Annotated in this window: 18 protein-coding genes and 1 tRNA gene; 10 read left to right on the forward strand and 9 right to left on the reverse strand. The window is 72.3% G+C overall.

All coding sequences use genetic code 11. The features are described from left to right. Positions 1–8 precede the first annotated feature (8 nt). Together ACIB24_RS09410 and ACIB24_RS09415 are read right to left on the reverse strand one after the other, a co-directional pair. Entirely contained in the window at positions 9–644 is a 636-nt protein-coding gene (locus ACIB24_RS09410) for an MBL fold metallo-hydrolase (RefSeq protein ID WP_398278579.1), read from the reverse strand. Then, complete coding sequence (locus ACIB24_RS09415) at positions 641–1726, reverse strand: S-(hydroxymethyl)mycothiol dehydrogenase (RefSeq protein ID WP_398278582.1); 1086 nt, start codon at positions 1724–1726, stop codon at positions 641–643. Before ACIB24_RS09415 ends, ACIB24_RS09410 begins: the two co-directional genes overlap by 4 nt. Before the next feature lie 408 nt (positions 1727–2134). Here ACIB24_RS09415 and ACIB24_RS09420 point away from each other — a divergent pair, with 408 nt between their 5' ends. Next, positions 2135–2635 carry a DUF3145 domain-containing protein gene (locus ACIB24_RS09420; RefSeq protein WP_398278585.1) on the forward strand — a complete coding sequence of 167 codons (501 nt, stop codon included), beginning with the start codon at positions 2135–2137 and terminating at the stop codon, positions 2633–2635. A 14-nt stretch (positions 2636–2649) separates the two neighbouring features. Here the strand turns inward: ACIB24_RS09420 and ACIB24_RS09425 are convergent, their stop codons facing one another. The 6 genes from ACIB24_RS09425 to ACIB24_RS09450 form a co-directional block, all read right to left on the reverse strand. Further along, entirely contained in the window at positions 2650–4077 is a 1428-nt protein-coding gene (locus ACIB24_RS09425; protein ID WP_398278588.1) for an acyl-CoA carboxylase subunit beta, read from the reverse strand. Then, positions 4074–5354: a beta-ketoacyl-[acyl-carrier-protein] synthase family protein gene (locus ACIB24_RS09430; protein WP_398278591.1), complete on the reverse strand. Its 1281-nt coding sequence runs from the start codon at positions 5352–5354 to the stop codon at positions 4074–4076. The genes ACIB24_RS09425 and ACIB24_RS09430 overlap by 4 nt, the downstream gene beginning before the upstream one ends. Before the next feature lie 12 nt (positions 5355–5366). Continuing rightward, positions 5367–5630: an acyl carrier protein gene (locus tag ACIB24_RS09435; protein WP_398278594.1), complete on the reverse strand. Its 264-nt coding sequence runs from the start codon at positions 5628–5630 to the stop codon at positions 5367–5369. Positions 5631–5683: 53 nt separating this feature from the next. After that, positions 5684–6676 carry a beta-ketoacyl-ACP synthase III gene (locus ACIB24_RS09440; protein WP_398278597.1) on the reverse strand — a complete coding sequence of 331 codons (993 nt, stop codon included), beginning with the start codon at positions 6674–6676 and terminating at the stop codon, positions 5684–5686. Continuing rightward, complete coding sequence (locus ACIB24_RS09445; RefSeq protein WP_398278600.1) at positions 6673–7887, reverse strand: ACP S-malonyltransferase; 1215 nt, start codon at positions 7885–7887, stop codon at positions 6673–6675. Before ACIB24_RS09445 ends, ACIB24_RS09440 begins: the two co-directional genes overlap by 4 nt. A 96-nt stretch (positions 7888–7983) precedes the next feature. After that, positions 7984–9165: a PucR family transcriptional regulator gene (locus tag ACIB24_RS09450; protein ID WP_398278603.1), complete on the reverse strand. Its 1182-nt coding sequence runs from the start codon at positions 9163–9165 to the stop codon at positions 7984–7986. A gap of 194 nt (positions 9166–9359) precedes the next feature. Between ACIB24_RS09450 and ACIB24_RS09455 the strand changes: the two genes are divergently transcribed. Further along, positions 9360–10091: a hypothetical protein gene (locus ACIB24_RS09455; RefSeq protein WP_398278606.1), complete on the forward strand. Its 732-nt coding sequence runs from the start codon at positions 9360–9362 to the stop codon at positions 10089–10091. Between the two features lie 60 nt (positions 10092–10151). Here ACIB24_RS09455 and aceE read toward each other — a convergent pair whose 3' ends face one another. Continuing rightward, on the reverse strand, positions 10152–12893 hold the full coding sequence (aceE, locus tag ACIB24_RS09460; RefSeq protein WP_398278609.1) for a pyruvate dehydrogenase (acetyl-transferring), homodimeric type: 2742 nt from the start codon (positions 12891–12893) through the stop codon (positions 10152–10154). 349 nt (positions 12894–13242) lie between these two features. On the opposite strand from aceE, the gene ACIB24_RS09465 reads away from it, so the two are divergent. The 8 genes from ACIB24_RS09465 to ACIB24_RS09500 all read left to right on the forward strand — a co-directional run bounded on the left by ACIB24_RS09465 (position 13243) and on the right by ACIB24_RS09500 (position 18582). Continuing rightward, positions 13243–13668 (forward strand): DUF3052 domain-containing protein, encoded by a 426-nt coding sequence (locus ACIB24_RS09465; protein WP_398278612.1) that lies wholly within the window; start codon positions 13243–13245, stop codon positions 13666–13668. A gap of 36 nt (positions 13669–13704) precedes the next feature. Then, the gene (locus tag ACIB24_RS09470) at positions 13705–14163 is read left to right on the forward strand and encodes a peroxiredoxin (RefSeq protein ID WP_398278615.1); all 459 of its coding nucleotides are present in this window, start codon (positions 13705–13707) and stop codon (positions 14161–14163) included. An 11-nt stretch (positions 14164–14174) separates the two neighbouring features. Next, positions 14175–14247 (forward strand) — tRNA-Val (locus tag ACIB24_RS09475). 152 nt (positions 14248–14399) lie between these two features. Next, entirely contained in the window at positions 14400–15578 is a 1179-nt protein-coding gene (locus tag ACIB24_RS09480; protein ID WP_398278618.1) for a Nif3-like dinuclear metal center hexameric protein, read from the forward strand. Positions 15579–15608: 30 nt separating this feature from the next. Beyond that, on the forward strand, positions 15609–16352 hold the full coding sequence (locus tag ACIB24_RS09485; RefSeq protein WP_398278621.1) for a zinc ribbon domain-containing protein: 744 nt from the start codon (positions 15609–15611) through the stop codon (positions 16350–16352). A gap of 20 nt (positions 16353–16372) precedes the next feature. Continuing rightward, a complete protein-coding gene (locus ACIB24_RS09490; protein ID WP_398278623.1) occupies positions 16373–16939 on the forward strand; it encodes a histidine phosphatase family protein in 567 nt (188 codons plus the stop codon). 33 nt (positions 16940–16972) lie between these two features. Beyond that, entirely contained in the window at positions 16973–17377 is a 405-nt protein-coding gene (locus tag ACIB24_RS09495; RefSeq protein WP_398278626.1) for a rhodanese-like domain-containing protein, read from the forward strand. Then, on the forward strand, positions 17374–18582 hold the full coding sequence (locus ACIB24_RS09500) for an O-succinylhomoserine sulfhydrylase (protein WP_398278629.1): 1209 nt from the start codon (positions 17374–17376) through the stop codon (positions 18580–18582). The genes ACIB24_RS09495 and ACIB24_RS09500 overlap by 4 nt, the downstream gene beginning before the upstream one ends. Positions 18583–18584 lie beyond the last annotated feature (2 nt).

Here is an 18584-nt window from a genome sequence, read left to right on the forward strand (position 1 = left end):
CGAACGCGCTAGTGGCCCCGGGCCACCCAGGCGTCGTAGTCGCCGGCCTCCGCGCCGATGGTGGTCGGGTCGCCGTGCCCGGTGAGAACCGTGGTGCCGGGCGGCAGGTCGAGCAGCCGCGTCCGGATCGACTCGAGGATGGTCGGGAAGCTGCTGTACGAGCGGCCCGTCGCGCCCGGGCCGCCGTGGAACAGCGTGTCGCCCGAGAACAGTGCGCCCAGCGCCGGCGCGTACAGGCACACCGCGCCGGGGGAGTGACCCGGCGTGTGCAGCACCCGTAGCTGCGTCTCCGCCACGTCGAACCGGTGGTCGTCGTGCAGCGGCTCGGGGGCGCTGTGGGGGTGCACGACGTCCCACAGCATCCGGTCGTCCGGGTGCAGGTAGACCGGTGCCGGGCCCGAGGCGGCGTTGTCGGCCACCGTCATCGCCGCGTTGATGTGGTCGTTGTGGCCGTGCGTGCAGATCACCGCGAGCAGGTCCCGGTCGCCGACGGCGGCCAGGATCGCCCCGGCGTCGTGCGCGGCGTCGACCACCATCACCGATCGGTCGTCACCGATCAGCCAGACGTTGTTCTCGACGTCGAAGTCCTGCCCGTCGAGCGAGAACACCCCGCTGGTGACGAGCCTCTCGATGTGCGCGCTCACAGCACCACCACCGAGCGCAGCACGCCGCCCGCGTGCATGGTGGCGAACGCGGCCTCGACGTCGCTCAGCCCGATCGTCTCCGAGACGAACCCGTCGAGGTCGAACCGGCCCTGCCGGTAGAGGTCGACGAGCATCGGGAAGTCGCGGCTCGGCAGGCAGTCGCCGTACCAGCTCGACTTCAACGCCCCACCGCGGCCGAAGATCTCGATCATCGGTAGTTCGACCTTGAGCTCAGGCGTGGGTACCCCGACGAGCACCACGGTGCCGGCCAGGTCGCGCGCGTAGAAGGCCTGCTCGTACGTCTCGGGCCGGCCGACGGCCTCGACCACGACGTCCGCGCCGAACCCGCCGGTCAGCTCCTTGATCGCCTCGACCGGGTCGGTCGCGCGCGAGTCCACCGTGTGGGTGGCGCCGAACTTCTTGGCCCACTCCAGCTTCCGGGCATCGACGTCCACCCCGATGATCGTCGTGGCCCCGGCGAGGGCGGCGCCCGCGATGGCCGCGTTGCCGACCCCGCCGCAGCCGATCACCGCGATCGAGTCGCCCCGCCCGACGCCGCCGGTGTTCACCGCGGCACCGAACCCGGCCATCACGCCGCAACCCAGCAGCCCGACGGCCTTCGGGTCCGCCAGCGGGTCGACCTTCGTGCACTGGCCGGCCGCGACGAGCGTCTTCTCCACGAATGCGCCGATGCCCAGCGCGGGCGACAGTTCCGTGCCGTCGTCCAGCGTCATCTTCTGCGTCGCGTTGAACGTGTCGAAGCAGTACCAGGGCTTGCCCTTCAGACAGGCCCGGCAGCGGCCGCAGACCGCGCGCCAGTTCAGGATGACGAAGTCGCCCGGCTCCAGCCCCACCACGTCGGGCCCGACCGACTCGACGACGCCCGCCGCCTCGTGGCCGAGCAGGAACGGGAACTCGTCGTTGATGCCACCCTCGCGGTAGTGCAGGTCGGTGTGGCAGACCCCGCAGGCCTGGATCGCGACCACGGCCTCGCCGGGACCGACGTCCGGGATCGTGATGCGCTCCAGCGAGACCGGCTCGCCCTTGCCCCGCGCGACGACACCCTGCACCTGCTGCGGCATACCCGACCTCCTCGTCGACGGACTTCCGGACACGACCCTAGACGCCGCGGCCCCGCAACGGGCGCCGGGATCTGCGTCCGTTCCGGCCGCCACGAGACCGGCCGCGCCGGCCCGTGGCGACCGGAACGGACGCGGATGCAGGGGTCGGATCTTCGTCGGGCCGCGACCTCAGGTGAACGGCCGAGACCAGCGTGCGTTTCGTCGTCCCTGCGTGGTTCGTGGCGCGCGCGGAACGGGCGTTGCACACAATTCACAGGGCTCACGAGAGGCGACGGCTGGTCAGCATGGCCGAAGCTGCGGCAGACTGTGCTGCGACACGCGCACCGCCTGCTTGGTAACCGGGCTGTCCTGATGTTGGTTCTGAGGTCGTTGGGGAAGACGCACCTCAAACCTGGTCGGGAGGTCCAGATGTCTGCCATCACGCGAGGCGTGCTGTTCGTGCACTCCGCGCCGAGCGCGTTGTGCCCACACGTGGAGTGGGCCGCGGGCGGCGTCCTTGGCTTGCGCCTTTCCCTGGACTGGATCGAGCAGCCCGCCGCACCGGGGCTGTTCCGGACCGAACTGTCCTGGCAGGCGCCGCAAGGCATGGGCGCGCGCCTGACGTCCGCCCTGCGCGGGTGGGCGCACCTGCGCTTCGAGGTCACGGAGGAGCCCAGCGCGGGCGTCGACGGCGGCCGGTGGAGCCACACGCCGGAGCTCGGCATCTTCCACGCGGTCACCGACGTGCACGGCAACGTCATGGTCCCGGAGGACCGCATCCGCGCGGCGTTGGAGACCGGCGCCGGTGACCCCGTCGTGCTGTCCCGGGAACTCGACATCGCCCTGGGCCGCGCCTGGGACGAGGAGCTCGAGCCCTTCAGGTACGCGGGGGACGGCGCACCGGTCAGGTGGCTGCACAGAGTGGGTTGAAACCCCACGACAAGTCAGAGCGGGATGTTCGTGTGCCTTCCCCGCCCCGCGGGCACTGAACCCAAAGCAGCGGCCAACGCCGACCGCGTCTGACCAGGCTCGACCACCTCGTCGACCACGCCGATCTCCAGCGCCTTGGCCAACCCGCCCGACAACACCGCGTGGTCGGCGGCCAGCTCCTCCTCGACCTGTGCGCGGTCCTCGACCGGGACGTCGGCCAGCGTGCGCCGGTGCAGGATGCGCACCGCCGCGACGTGTCCCATCACGGCCACCTCCGCGGTCGGCCAGGCGAACACCTTCGTCGCCCCGAGCGAGTGCGAGTTCATCGCGATGTAGGCGCCGCCGTAGGCCTTGCGCGTCACGAGCGTGACCCGCGGGACCCGGGCCTCGGCGAAGGCGTGCAGCAGCTTCGCGCCGCGGCGCACCACGCCGTCCCACTCCTGCCCGGCGCCCGGCAGGTAGCCCGGCACGTCGACCAGCACGATCAGCGGCACGCCGAAGGCGTCGCACATCCGCACGAACCGCGCCGCCTTCTCGGCGGACGCCGAGTCGAGGCAGCCGCCCAGCCGCAGCGGGTTGTTGGCGATCACCCCGACCGCGCGCCCGCCGAACCGGCCGAGCGCGGTCACCACGTTGGGCGCCCACTTCGGGTGCAGCTCCAGCACGGGTGCGCCTGACTCGGGAGGGTCGAGCACGCCGGCCACGAGCGGGTGCACGTCGTAGGCGCGCTTCGGTGATTCCGGCAGCAGGGCACCGAGTTCCACGTCGGCCACCGGGCCGAGCGTCCCGGCCGTACCGAGCAGCGACACCAGTTCGCGGCCGCGGGCGTAGACCTCGTCGGTCGTGTCGGTGACCACGTGCACGACGCCCGAGCGCCGGCCGTGCGGTTCCGGCCCGCCCAGCCGCAGCATGTCGACGTCCTCCCCGGTGACGGAGCGGACGACGTCCGGCCCGGTCACGAAGATGCGCCCCTCGGGCCCGAGCACGACCACGTCGGTGAGCGCGGGCCCGTAGGCGCCGCCGCCCGCGGCGGGACCGATCACCAGCGAGATCTGCGGGATCACCCCGGAGGCCCGGGTCATCACGGCGAAGATGTCGCCGAAGGCGTTCAGCGACAGGACGCCCTCGGCCAGCCGAGCCCCGCCGGAGAACCAGATCCCGACCACGGGGACGCCGTCGGCCAGGGCCCGTTCGTAGGCGGCCAGGACGACGCGCCCACCGGCCTCGCCCAGCGCGCCGCCCTGCACTCCGGCGTCCGAGCAGAACGCCACGCACGGCTCGCCGTCGACCAGCCCGGTCGCGGCCTGCATGCCCGAGTCGTCGCGTGGGGTCAGGGTTTCCACGGTGCCCGCGTCGAACAGGGCGGTGAACCGCAGCAGCGGGTCGCGTTCGGCCCGCAGCCGCGCCTTCTTCTCGGCGGGCGACTCCGTGGTGACGGTCATGACGCCGCCACGAACGCCAGGGCGACGTTGTGCCCGCCGAACCCGAAGGCGTTGTTGACCGCGGCACCGGGCCGCAGCTCGCGCGGCTGGTCGCCGACGACGTCGATCTTCACCCGGGGGTCCAACTTCAGCAGGTTGATGGTCGGTGGGGCCACGCGGTCGCGGACGGCGAGCACCGTGAACACGGCCTCCAGCGCCCCGGCCGCACCGAGCAGGTGCCCGGTCATCGACTTGGTCGCCGAGACGGCCACACCGTCCAGGGCCGGGCCGAGCCCGGCCCGCAGCGCGGCCACCTCGGCCACGTCGCCGACCGGGGTCGAGGTCGCGTGCGCGTTCACGTGGACGACGTCCGCCGGGCTCAAGTGCGCGTCCTCCAGGGCCGCCCGGATCGCCCGGGACGCCCCGGCGCCCTGCGGTTCCGGCGCGGCGATGTGGTGGGCGTCGGAGGTGATCCCGGCCCCGGCCAGCACGGCGTGCACCCGGGCGCCGCGGGCGGCGGCGTGCTCGGCGGACTCCAGCACCATCACGGCGGCGCCCTCGCCGATCACGAACCCGTCCCGGTCGACGTCGTAGGGGCGCGACGCGGCGGCCGGGTCGTCGTTGCGGGTCGAGAGCGCGTGCATGGAGGCGAAGCCCGCGATCGGCAGCGGGTGGATCGCCGCCTCCGTCCCGCCCGCGATGACCACGTCGGCCCGGCCGCTGCGGATGAGGTCCACGGCCTGGGCGATGGACTCCGCCCCCGACGCGCATGCCGACACCGCGGTGTGCACGCCGGCCCGCGCGCCGAACTCGAGACTGATGGCCGCGGCCGGGCCGTTCGGCATCAGCATCGGCACGGTCAGCGGCAGGATCCGCTTCGGACCCTTCTCCTTCAACGTGTCGTAGGAGTCGAGCAGGGTCCACACCCCGCCGATGCCCGACGCGACGCACACGGCCAACCGCTCCGGGACGACCGGAACGCCGTCGCCGGGCTGCTCGCCCGGGCGCCGGGCGGGCGTGGCGAGACCGGCGTCGGCCCACGCCTCGCGCGCGGCGACCAGGGCGTACTGGCCGCTCGGGTCGAGCCGCTTGGTCTCCGGTCGGGACAGCTTGGCCTCCGGGGGCTCGGCCAGCCGGGCCGCGAACGTGACCGGCAGGTCGTAGCGCTCCAGCCACTCCGGCGGGAGTGGCGCGGCGCCGGACTTGCCGGCCAGCACGGCGTCCCAGGTGGTGGGCACGTCACCGCCCAGGGGCGTGGTCGCCCCCAGGCCGGTGACGACGATCTGTCGGTCCGTCATGCTCGTCCCGCCTCAGGCCTGGACGGTCGCGCCGGACCGGGCGGCGACGATGAAGGTGATGGCGTCGCCGACCGTCTTCAGCTCGGTCAGCGCCTCGTCGGGGATCTCGACCCCGAACTTCTCCTGCGCCTCGACGACGATCGTCATCATCGACAGCGAGTCGACGTCGAGGTCCTCGACGAAGGTCTTCTCGGGCGTGATGTCGGCGACGGGGATGCCGGTCTCGTCGTTCACGATCGCCGCGAAGTCGGCGAGGATCTGGCTCTGGTCGGACATGGTGGAACTCCTTCGTGTGAGTGGACTTTCGGTCTGGCGACGTTGCCAGGGCTCTAGGGGAGCCGCACGACCTGTGCGGCGTAGGAGAGGCCGGCGCCGAAGCCGATCAGCAGCGCGGTGCCGCCCGAGGCCTCCGGGTGCTCGGCCAGGAGCGCGTCGATCGCCAGCGGCACCGACGCACCCGACGTGTTGCCGGTCGTCGTGATGTCGCGGGCCACGAGCACCGAGGCCGGCAGCTGGATCTGCTTCGCCATCGCGTCGATGATCCGGCCGTTCGCCTGGTGTGGGACGAACGCGGTGAGGTCGTCGATGCCCACCCCGGCGGCCTCGGCCGCCTTGCGGGCGATCGGCGCCATCTCCCAGACCGCCCAGCGGAACACCGCCGGGCCGGCCATGAAGACCCACGGGTGCCCGGCGGGTGCGGCCGCGACCCAGGGGTCGGTCTGGCGGATGAGGTCCCACTGCCCACCGTCCGAACCCCACACCGTGGGGCCGATGCCGGGCTCGTCGGCGCCCCCCACGACCACGGCGCCGGCGCCGTCTCCGAAGATGAACGCCGAGCCGCGATCGGTGGGGTCGATGATCTGGCTCATCACCTCGGCGCCGACCACGAGCACGGTGCGCGCCGAACCGGCCCGGATCATGTCGTTGGCTAGGCCGACGCCGTGGCAGAACCCCGCGCACGCCGCGGACAGGTCGATCGCCATCGGACCGTCGGTGCCGAGCCGGTGTGCGAGAAGGGTTGCCGCCGAAGGGGTCTGAAACATGTGCGTGATGGTCGCGACGATCACCGCATCGACGTCGCCGGGCGCCACGCCGGCCCGCTCCAGCGCGACCCGGGCCGCGGCCTCGGCCAGGTCGACGACCGTCTCGCCCGCCGCCGCGCGGTGCCGGCTGACGATGCCCGACCGTTCCCGGATCCACTCGTCGGAGGAGTCGATCAGCTCGCAGACTTCGTCGTTGGTGACCACGCGCTGCGGGCGGTAGGCGCCCACCCCGAGGATCCGGGCCCCCGCGGGGCCCGCGGACGTCGTCCGGATGCTCACTGCTGGGCCGCCGCGAACTGGCCGTCGGCCGGGACGGCGGGCATCAGCCGCACCAGCGGCTGCCCCGGAGCAACGGGGTCACCCTCCTCGACCAGCCACTCCACGACCGTGCCGTCGTGCATGGCGTGCACGTCCTTGTCCGCATGCCGGCCGCGCACGGTCGCCACGTGCGCGCCCGCGGTCACGGGGTCACCCTCGGTCAGGTCGACCCGGTGCACCATGCCCTTGCTCGGCGCCACCACGATGCGCCAGCTCGGCGAGCCGACCAGCGGGCCGGGGGAGCCGTGGCGGGCGATCATCGTCTGCGCGGCGTCGAGGTCGTCCGGCGTCTTCAGGGCCAGGATCTCGACGCCCGGCAGGGCGCGCTTGGCCAGGTTGGAAAGCGTTCCCGCGGGCGGGATCTCGATCAGCCCGGTGACCCCGAGGTCCTTGAACGTCTCCAGGCACAGGTCCCACCGGACGGGCCGGCGGGTCTGGTCCACGATCCGGCGCAGCACCTCGCGCCCGTCGTGCACGACGTGCCCGTCGGCGTTCGAGACGAGCCGGACGCGCGGGTCGTGCGTCGTGATCGCCGGGGTGTAGGTGGCCAGCAGGTCGGCCGCGGGGGCCATGTAGTCGGTGTGGAAGGCGCCGGCCACCTGCAGCGGGACCACGCGCGTGCGGGCGGGTGGGGCGGCGGCGAGCGTCGCGAGGGCGGCGAGCGGGCCGGCGGCGACGACCTGCCCGGCCGCGTTCACGTTGGCGGCGCTCAGCCCGTGCCCGGCGATGGCCGCGCGCACCTCGTCGGGGTCGCCGCCGATCACGGCGCTCATCCCGGTCGGCACGTCCGCCGACTCGACCGCGCGGGCCATGGCGAAGCCGCGCTCCCGGACCAGGACCATGGCCTGTTCGGCGGTGATGACGCCGGCCGCGGCCGCTGCGGTGATCTCACCGACGCTGTGCCCGGCGCCCGCGCCGATCACGCCGTAGGCGTCGGAGGGGTGCGGGAACAGGGACAGCAGGCTGACCATGCCACCGGCCACGATCAGCGGCTGGGCGACGGCGGTGTTGCGCAGGGTCTCGGCGTCCGAGACGGTGCCGTGCCGGGTCAGGTCGAGGCCGGCGACGGCCGACAGCCAGTCGAGGCGGGCGGCGACGCCGGGCACCTCCAGCCAGGGGGCGAGGAAGCCGGGGGTCTGGGAGCCCTGTCCGGGGGCGACGATGACGAGCACGACATCGACTCTCGGGCCTGGAGGGGGCTGATCGGCAGGCGCCGCCGGCACGAGCTTTTCGTCCGACCTTTGGAGAGAACCTCTAAACCGGCGAGTTCAGCTGTCCGGGCTTGTCCGGACAGGGGCCTGTCTACCTGCGACGATGGCCACACGCAGGACGAAGGCGCTCCGGGCTTCCGTAGGGTCCCAACCAGTGACGTCGGACACTTTGCGCAGCCGGTACCGCACCGTGTTCGTGTGCACGAACAGGGCCCGGGCCGTCCCCTCGAGGGATCCGCCGAGTTCCAGGTAGGCCGCCAGCGTCTCCAGCAGCGGACTGTTGTCCGCCACCAAGGGCTCGTACGCGCGCGTCCGCAGCGTCTCGAGGGCGGCCCCGTCGCCGTTCAGCGCGCGTTCCGGGAGCAGGTCGTCCGCGGCGACCGGACGGGGCGCCCCCGCCCAGCCGGGGGCCGCGGCCAGGCCCGCGAGCGCCGTCCGGGCACTGCCCGCCGCGTGGACCAGCCCCGCGACCGTCGGGCCGGTGACCACGGGCCCGTCGCCGAGGTGCGGCAGCAGGTGCTTCACGAGGGACGACGGGTCGCTGGCGTGGCCCAGGACCAGCACCAGCCGCTCACCCTGCACGCCGATCAGCACGTCACCGCCGCCGGCCCGGGCGGCGCGGCGCAGCGTCGCCACCGTCTCCTCGATCGGGCGCTGCCCGGGCGCCGGACCGGCGAGCACGGTGACCAGGTTGGCCTCGCCCCAGTTGAGAGCGGCCGCCCACGAACGCAGTTCGTCACCGTCGCTCGCGCCGCGCAGCACGCCGTCCAGGATCAGCGCCTCCAGCCGCGCGTCCCAGTTGCCGCGGCTCTCGGCGGCGCGGGCGTACACCGTGGCGGCGGCGAACGCGACGTCGCGCGAGTAGCGCAGGACCGCCTCGCGCAGCGCCTGTTCCGAGTCGGGGGTGGCGATCTGCGGGACGTGACCCTCCACCGTGTCCACCACGGTGCGCACCATGTCCAGCGTGTGCTGCAACGAGATCGAACGGGTCAGTTCCCGCGGGGCGGTGCCGAACACGTCGGCCCGCAGCGCCGCCGGGTCCTCACCGCCGGAGTACCAGGAGATGAAGGAGTTGATGCCCGCCTGGGCGACCAGCCCGATCCAGGACCGGTCGCTGGCCGACAGTTCCCGGTACCAGGGCAGGCCCTCCTCCATCCGGCGCGCGGCCTCCCGGCCCAGGTCCGCCGACTCGCGACGCAGACCGGCCAGGGTCGCGTCGTCGGGCCCTCTCACCTGCACGTCCTCATCTTCCCCCAATTCATCCCTCCAATCGCTGCGCCGGTCGGATTGGGGGTCTATGAGCAGGGGGAACGGGTGATCTTGGAGCGTCATCCATTCGCCGCACCCCAGGGGAGGCGTTAGGTTGAATCAGGATCGGGTCAGGATCGACGTCAGGTTCAGGTGGATCTCCACGGCAGGCCGAGAGGGGCGAGATGACGGCGCTGGAACGGCTCAGGAAGCGGCTGTTCCCCCAGGCTCCCCAGGTCAACGAGCCGGGTGGCCCGGCGGACCGGGCCGAGGAGGAGACGCTGCGGGCCCGCCTCGCCGAGGACCCCAACGAGGTCGCCTCGTTCAACCGGCTGGCCCAGATCGTGGCCAGCCGCGCCGCCGAGGGCCACGAGGGCGGCGACCTGCAGACCGAGGCCGACGACGCCGTCTGGGCGCTCGCCGAGGAGATCGCACAGTCCAGCCGGGCGTGGTACCCGCTGATCGAGCTGGCCCGCCTGTCCATCGACGACGACCGCGACGTCGCCCTGCGCCGGCTGTCGACCGCCGCCGAGCGGGACGCGTCGGGCGTCGCGCTCGCGCAGGGTCTGGCCATGCTGCGCGACGCCGGGCACGCCGTCGACGCCCTGAACCTCGGCGTCGGGCACTGGCGCCCGCGTGAGCACGTCGTCGACGCCGGGCGCCAGCTCGTGCAGGCCGCCGTCGAGGCCGGTCGCACCGGTGAGGCCCGCCGGCACCTCGACGCCCTGACCGAGCACCCCGACCAGGAGACGGTCGCGGCGATGCGCGAGGAGCTCGAGGCGCGGATCGCGCTGGCGGACGAGGCGGTGCAGGCCGGTCAGCCCGCGCACTTCTCGCCGAACACCGGTGTCATCGACGTGAGCACCACGTCCCGGTTGCGTCAGCTCCTGCGCCGGGGTTCCGAAGCCTCCGAATAATCCGTTCGTGATCATGCAGAAAGTCCCCCCAGGGGACTTTCTGCATGATCACGATCTGAGCTAGGCGTCGCCGCCCGAGTTGCCGGACGTTCCCGCCGTGACGTCGTGCAGGCGGTACTTCTCGATCGCCTGGACGACGGCCTCGCGCGGCACGGCGCCGCGGTTGGCCAGCAGCTGGAGCGTGCGCACGACCATCGACGGCCCGTCGATGCCGAACCAGCGCCGGGCGGCGGGGCGGGTGTCGGACAGCCCGAACCCGTCGGCGCCCAGCGACACGAACTCCTGCGGCACCCACTGCCGGATCTGGTCGGGTACGGCGCGCATGTAGTCGCTGACCGCCACGACCGGGCCCTCGGCGCCGCCGAGCGCGCTCGTCACGTACGGCACGCGCGGCTCCTCCTGCGGGTGCCGGAAGGCGTGGTCGTCGCAGGCCAGCGCGTCGCGGCGCAGCTCGGACCAGCTCGTGACGCTCCAGACCGAGGCGGCCACGCCCCAGTCCTGGGCGAGCAGTTCCTGTGCCTCCAGCGCCCACGGCACGCCGACCCCGCTGGCCAGCAGCTGGGCCTGCGGCCCGGAGACGCCTTCCGGCGGCCCCGCCAGGCGGTAGATGCCCCGCAGCACGCCCTCGACGTCCAGGCCGTCCGGTTCGGCCGGCTGCTGCATCGGCTCGTTGTAGACGGTCAGGTAGTAGAAGACGTCCTCCGGCGTCGGCCCGTACATCCGGCGCAGGCCGTCCTTGACGATGTGCCCGATCTCGTAGGCGTAGGCCGGGTCGTAGGCGACGACGGCGGGGTTGGTGCTGGCCAGCAGGGGCGAGTGGCCGTCGGCGTGCTGCAGGCCCTCGCCGGTCAGCGTCGTCCGGCCTGCGGTGGCACCGATCAGGAAGCCGCGGGCCATCTGGTCGGCGGCCGCCCACAGGCTGTCGGCGGTGCGCTGGAAACCGAACATCGAGTAGAAGATGTAGATCGGCACCATCGGTTCGCCGTGCGTCGCGTACGACGTGCCCGCCGCGGTGAACGCGGCGACCGAACCGGCCTCGTTGATGCCGACGTGTTGGATCTGCCCGTCGACGGCCTCGGTGTAGGTGAGCATCAGGTCGCGGTCGACGGACGTGTAGTTCTGACCGTGCGGGTTGTAGATCTTGGCCGTCGGGAAGAACGAGTCCATCCCGAACGTGCGCGCCTCGTCGGGGATGATCGGCACGATCCGCTGCCCGAATTCCTTGTCCCGCATCAGGTCTCGCAGTAGCCGGACGAACGCCATCGTGGTCGCCACGCTCTGCTTGCCCGAGCCGCGGGCGATCCCGGTGTACGCGGCGTCGTCGGGCAGCTTCAGCTCGCCCGCGCTCGCGCGCCGCTGCGGGACGGCGCCCCCGAGCCGGCGCCGCCGGTCGCGGATGTACTTGAGGGTCTCGTTCTGCTCACCCGGGTGGTAGTACGGCGGCAGGTACGGGTCGTGCTCCAGCTGCGCGTCGGTGATCGGGATGCGCAGACCGTCGCGGAAGAGCTTCAGGTCCTCCAGCGTCAGCTTCTTCATCTGGTGGGTGGCGTTGCGGCCCGCGAAGTGGCTGCCGAGGCCGTACCCCTTGATGGTCTGGGCGAGGATGACGGTCGGCTGGCCGTGGTGCTCCATCGCGGCCCGGAACGCCGCGTACACCTTGCGGTAGTCGTGGCCGCCGCGCTTGAGCCGCCAGATGTCGTCGTCCGACATCTTCTCCACCAGCTTGGCGGTGCGGTAGTCCCGCCCGAAGAAGTGCTCGCGGATGTAGGCGCCGTCCTCCGCGCGGAAGGTCTGGTAGTCGCCGTCCGGGGTGGTGTTCATGATGTTGACCAGCGCGTTGTCGCGGTCGAGGGCCAGCAGCGGGTCCCACTCGCGGCCCCACACCACCTTGATCACGTTCCAGCCGGCGCCCCGGAAGTGCGCCTCCAGCTCCTGGATGATCTTCCCGTTGCCGCGCACCGGCCCGTCGAGCCGCTGCAGGTTGCAGTTCACGACGAAGGTGAGGTTGTCGAGTTCCTCCATCGCCGCGACCTGCAACAGGCCGCGGCTCTCGGGCTCGTCCATCTCGCCGTCGCCGAGGAACGCCCAGGTGTGCTGGTCGGTGGTGTCACGGATGCCGCGGTTCTTCAGGTACTTGTCGAACTGAGCCTGGTAGATCGCGTTCATCGGGCCGAGGCCCATCGACACGGTGGGGAACTCCCAGAAGTCCGGCATCAGCCGCGGGTGCGGGTACGACGACAGGCCGCCGCCCGGGTGCGAGCGCTCCTGACGGAACCCGTCGAGGCGGTCGGCGTCGAGCCGGCCCTCGAGGTAGGCGCGCGCGTAGATCCCGGGGGAGGCGTGCCCCTGGATGAAGACGTGGTCGCCGCCGCTCGGGTCGTCCTTGCCGCGGAAGAAGTGGTTGAAGCCGACCTCGTAGAGCGTCGCGCTCGACGCGTACGACGAGATGTGCCCGCCGACACCGATACCCGGCCGCTGCGCGCGGTGCACCATGATCGCCGCGTTCCAGCGGGTCCAGCGGCGGAACGTCCGCTCGGCGTCCTCGTCGCCGGGGAACCACGGTTCGGCTTCCGGCGGAATGGTGTTCACGTAGTCGGTGGCCGTGAGGCTCGGGACGCCGACGCCCCGTTCCCGCGCCCGCTGCAGCAGCGACATCATCAGGTACCGCGCCCGGTTGCGGCCCTGCTCGTCGATGGCCTGGTCCAGCGACGTGATCCATTCCGCGGTCTCGTCCGGATCGGTGTCCGGCAGTCGGCCCGGCAGCCCGTTCAGGATCGGCCCCGCTGATTCCCGCTCGCCCACGGCTTTTCTCCTCTGGCTTCATGCTCGACACAGGGCCCGGGTGGATCGCACCCGACGCCCTCCGCCGACATCCTCTCGCGCACCGGAGGCCGCCGTCATATCTACCGACGGGTAGTGATCTTGGAGCCCGCCGGACGGGTGTCCGGGCCCGTTGTCGACTAGCGTCTTGCCTGGCCACGACGCGGAACAGGGCCACCGGCCGTCAAGGGGCGGGCCGAACGGTCCGACATCGTGGCCGGAGGGCCTGTTCGCCGAGGCGACCAGGCGGAATGATTGACAAGGGGCACCGGTGATCGGGCAGGATCACCGGGCTACTACCCGGGAACAGAACCAGAGGAGGTCGGACAGGGTGGGCGCCACGGCTGAGCCTGCTGAGCAGGCCATGGCCGCCCGGCTCGGGGTGAAACCCGGTCAGGTGGTGCAGGAGTTCGGCTACGACGACGACGTGGACGACGACCTGCGCCTGGCAGTCGAGACCCTGACCGGTTCCGAACTGGCCGACGAGGACGACCAGGACGTGGTCGACGCCGTCATCTACTGGTGGCGCGAGGGCGACGGCGACCTGGTCGACGCGCTCGTCGACGCGCTGACCAACCTCGTCGACGGTGGCGTGATCTGGCTGTTGACCCCGAAGTCGGGTCGGGAGGCACACGTGCGTCCCAGCGAGATCGAGGAGGCCGCACCGACGGCCGGCCTGCACGCCACGAGCTCGATCAGCGTGTGCGCCGACTGGACCGGCACCCGGCTGGCGGCCCCCCGCAGCGGTCGCCGGTAGGCTCGCGGGCGTAGACCCGCCACCGGAAGGACCCCCATGTCGCTCGAGATCGGTCAGCCCGCGCCCGACTTCAGCCTGCGCGACGAGCACGGCCAGACCATCACGCTCTCCGAGGTGCGCCGTGAGAAGCCCGTGGCGGTCGTCTTCTACCCGTTCGCCTTCTCCGGCATCTGCACCGGCGAGCTGTGCGAGCTGCGGGACAACATCGAGGCTTTCGAGTCGGCCGGGGTGCAGGTGCTGGCCGTCTCCACCGACGCGGTGCCGACCCTGCGGGCGTGGGCCGACCAGCAGAAGTACCCCTTCCCGCTGCTGTCCGACTTCTGGCCGCACGGGGCCACGTCCCAGGCGTACGGCGTGTTCAACGACGCCGTCGGCTGCGCGATCCGCGGCAGTTTCCTCATCGACACCGAGGGCGTCCTGCGCTGGGCCGTGGTGAACGAGATCGGTGAGGCGCGGCCGCTCGCCGAGTACAAGGAGGCGCTCGCGGCGCTGTAGCCGCACCGTCGGGGCCTGTAGCTCAGCTGGTAGAGCACCGCGTTTACACCGCGGGTGTCGTCGGTTCGAACCCGGCCGGGCCCACAATCCGCTTTCAAGATCACCGTCAGCGCCCACTATTTGCGAGTTCCACTCGGCATTTCCGGGCAGAACTGGTGATCTTGGTCGTCTCGCTGGGCTCTTGGAGTGAAGATTTCTCTCCCGGTGAACGGTGCGTGCCCGTTACGCTTCCTAGCGTGACGGAATCTAGAGCTGCCTCCCTCGCCGAAGTCGTCGCCGTCCTGGAGCGGATGTACGACCCCTCCTGGGCCCGCGACTGGGACGCCGTAGGGCTCGTGACGGGCGACCCCGCCCAGCCGGTCCGCAAGGTCCTGCTCGCCGTGGACCCCTCGCCGTCCGTGGTGGAGGAGGCCCTGGCCTGGAAGGCCGACCTGCTGCTGACGCACCACCCGTTGCTGCTCAAGGGCGTGCACTCGGTGGCCGCGAGCACCTCCAAGGGCCGGCGCCTGCACGCGCTGATCAAGGGGGACTGCGCGCTCTACACCGCGCACACCAACGCCGACGTCGCCGCGCCCGGCGTGTCCGACGCGCTGGCCCGCGTCCTCGGCCTGACCGACCTCGTGCCGTTGTCGGCCGACCCCGCCGACCCGGTCGACAAGCTCGTCACCTTCGTGCCCGAGAGCCACGTCGAGAAGGTCATCGACGCGCTGTCCGGGGCGGGCGCCGGGGAACTGGGGGAGTACGAACGCTGCGCCTGGACGACGGTCGGCACCGGCACGTTCATCCCGGGCGCGCAGGCCACCCCCGTCGTCGGTTCCCCCGGCGAGCGCGAGGCCGTGGAGGAGCGTCGCATCGAGATGATCGTGCCGCGCCTGCGCCGGCACGAGGCGCTCGCCGCGCTGCGCACCGCGCACCCCTACGAAGAACCGGCCGTCGACCTGTACGAGCTGGCCGCCTGGTCCGGCCCGCGCGGCATCGGTCGCGTCGGCACGCTGCCCGGCCCGACCAGCCTGCGCGAGTTCGCCATGCTGGTCGCCGAGGCGCTGCCCGGCACCGCGCAGGGCGTCCGCATCGCCGGCGAGCCGACCGCCGAGGTGCACCGCGTCGCCGTGTGCGGTGGGTCGGGCGACTCGCTGTTCGACGCCGTCCGCGCGGCCGGCGCCGACGTCTACGTGACCGCCGACCTGCGCCACCACCCGGCGTCCGAGGTGCGCGACGCGGTTGCCGAGACGGCCCCGCCGTTCCTGGTCGACGTCCCGCACTGGGCCAGCGAGTGGCCCTGGCTGGCGGGCGTCTCGAACCGGCTCGAGGGCGCGATGGACGACGCGGGCACGCCGATCGAGGTGCTCGTGTCCAGCAAGTGCACCGACCCGTGGACGTTCCGGGTGCCCAGTCCCGGCGGAATGGTGCGCTGAGCACCACTACGGCACCACTAGGGTGAGTCTGTGGTTACCGCTGCCCCGCAGGACCAATGGCGACTGCTCGACGTCCAGGACCTCGACACCCGGCTCGCGCAGCTCGCGCACCGGCGTCGCACCCTGCCGGAGCACGAGAAGCTGCGTGAGCTCGAGACCCAGGAACGCGCGAAGACGGACGACGCCGTGCGCGCCCGCACCGAGCTCGGCGACCTGCGCCGCGAGGTGAGCAAGGCCGAGGCCGACGTCGAGCAGGTCCGCGCCCGGCTGACCCGCGACCAGCAGCGGCTCGACTCGGGCACGGGGTCGGCGAAGGACCTGACGAACCTGCAGCACGAGGTCGAGAGCCTCACCAACCGGATCGGCGTCCTGGAGGACGTCGAGCTCGAGGTGATGGAACGCCAGGAGACCGCCGAGGTCACGCTCGCGGCCGTCGAGGGCGAGCTCGACGAGGTGCAGCAGCAGCTGGTGACCGTGCGGGCCGCGCTGGAGGAACAGGTCGCGGCGATCGACGCGGACGTCGAGAAGGCCACCCGCGAGCGCTCGGACGCCGCGGCCGGCGTCCCGAAGCCCTTGCTCGACCTGTACGAGAAGGTGCGGGAGCGCACCGGCGGGGTGGGTGCGGCCAAGCTGTTCCAGCGCCGGTGCGAGGGCTGCCGGCTCGAGCTGAACAACCAGGAGCTGGGCGAACTGCGGGCCGCCCCCGAGGACCTCGTGTACCGGCACGAGGAGTGCGGTCGCATCCTCGTCCGGACCGGCGACTCGGGTCTCTGAGCCGGACGCCGGGAGGCCGGGTGAGCGCGCAGCCGGACCTGGGCCCGCCGACCACCCTCGTGCTCGTCCGGCACGGGCACACCGAGCTGACCGGCCGGGACTTCAGCGGGGGTCCCGAGGCAGACCCCGACCTCGACGGTGACGGCCGCCAGCAGGCCGAACTGGTCGCCGGCCGGCTCGAGGAGGACTACACCGGGCCCTACGCCGAACCCGTGACCGCGCTGATCGTGTCCCCCTACGCGCGGACCCGGCAGACCTCCGAACCGATCGCCGAGTACCTGGAACTAGAGGCGGTCGTCGACGCCGACTGGCGCGAGGTCGAGTCGCTGGAGCCCGAGGGCCTCGCCGCCCTGACGGCGCGGATGACCGGGGCCGTGGCCGCGGTGCTGCGGGCGCATCCCGGCGAGACCGTGGCCGTGGTCACGCACGCCGGTCCGATCCGGGCGGTGCTCACGGCGGCCCTGGCGGCCGGGGACGAGGCCCTGTGGCGGCTGCGGGTCGACCCGGCCTCCCTGAGCGTCGTCCGGTACTGGGCCGACGGGGGCATCGAGGTGGCCGCCGTGAACGACACGGCCCACCTGAGGTAGAACTACTGAGCAGCCCCTTCTCGAGGAGATCAGTTGAGTTACGCCGGAGACCTTTCCCCGCAGCAGGCCTTCGACCTGCTCAAGGAGCGGCCGGACGCCGTCCTCGTGGACGTGCGCACCCAGGCCGAGTGGGCCCAGATCGGCACCCCCGACCTCAGCGAGCTGGGGCGTGAGGCCGTCTTCCTGGAGTGGAACACCGCCTACGGGCCCAACGCCGACTTCGTGCCGAGCCTGCAGGCCGAGGTGACCGACGACGTCCCGGTGATCTTCCTGTGCCGCTCCGGAGTGCGCTCCGTGGCCGCCGCGAACGCCGCCACCGCGGCGGGCTTCAAGGAGGCCTACAACGTGCTCGAGGGGTTCGAGGGCAACCCCGGCCCCACCGGGGCCCGTGACGTCGAGGGCTGGAAGGCCCGCGGCCTGCCCTGGACGCGGTCGTGAGCTTCGGCGAACTCCCGGGCGCCGGGCGCCGCGGGGCCGTGACCAGCGGTGGGCCCTCGACGATCGGGGTGCGGGGCGGGCTGATCCGTTCCGACCTCGACGAGACCGCCGAGGGGCTCTTCCTCACCCAGGGGTACGTGTACGACTCCGCCGGGCAGGCCGAGGCCGCGTTCAAGGGCGACGTCGAACATTTCGTCTACTCCCGCTACGGCAACCCGACCGTGGCGATGTTCGAGGAGCGGCTGCGGCTGCTCGAGGGCGCGGAGGCCTGCTTCGCGACGGCGACCGGCATGGCGGCGGTCTTCAACGCGCTCGCTGCGCTGCTGAAGGCCGGCGACCGGGTCGTGGCCTCGCGGGCGCTGTTCGGCTCGTGCTTCGTCATCCTCGACGAGATCCTGCCGCGCTGGGGCGTGGAGTCGGTCTTCGTCGACGGCGCCGATCTGGCCCAGTGGCAGGAGGCGCTCAGCGTCCCGACCCAGGCCGTGTTCTTCGAGTCGCCCAGCAACCCGATGCAGGAGCTGATCGACGTGACCGCCGTCTGCGAGCTGGCCCACGCGGCGGGCGCGAAGGTGGTGGTGGACAACGTGTTCGCCACGCCGTTGCTGCAGAAGCCGCTCGAGCAGGGCGCCGACATCGTCGTGTACTCGGCCACCAAGCACATCGACGGTCAGGGCCGCGTGCTCGGTGGCGCGATCCTCGGGCCGCAGGACTTCATCGCCGACGGCGTGCAGAACCTGATGCGGCACACCGGGCCCTCGATGAGCCCGTTCAACGCCTGGGTGCTGCTGAAGGGACTGGAGACCCTGCGGCTGCGGGTCGACGCCCAGTGCGCGAGCGCTGCGCGCATCGCACAGTGGCTCCAGGACGACGCCCGCGTGGGTTCCGTGCGCTATCCGCACCTCCCGTCGCATCCCCAGTACGACCTCGCCAAGCGGCAGATGTCGGCGGGCGGCACCGTGGTGACGTTCGAGCTGTCCGGCAAGGAGGCCGCGTTCGCGCTGCTGGACCGGCTGCAGGTCGTCGACATCTCGAACAACCTGGGCGACGCCAAGTCGTTGGTGACCCACCCGGCCACCACCACGCACCGGCGCCTGACGCCCGAGGCCCGCGCGGCCGCGGGCATCACCGACGGGGTGGTGCGGCTGTCGGTCGGGCTGGAGGACGTCGAGGACCTGCTCGCCGACCTCGACCAGGCGTTGGGCTGAGC

The organism is Spongisporangium articulatum (assembly GCF_044465595.1).
GTDB classification, from domain to species: domain Bacteria; phylum Actinomycetota; class Actinomycetes; order Actinomycetales; family Kineosporiaceae; genus Spongisporangium; species Spongisporangium articulatum.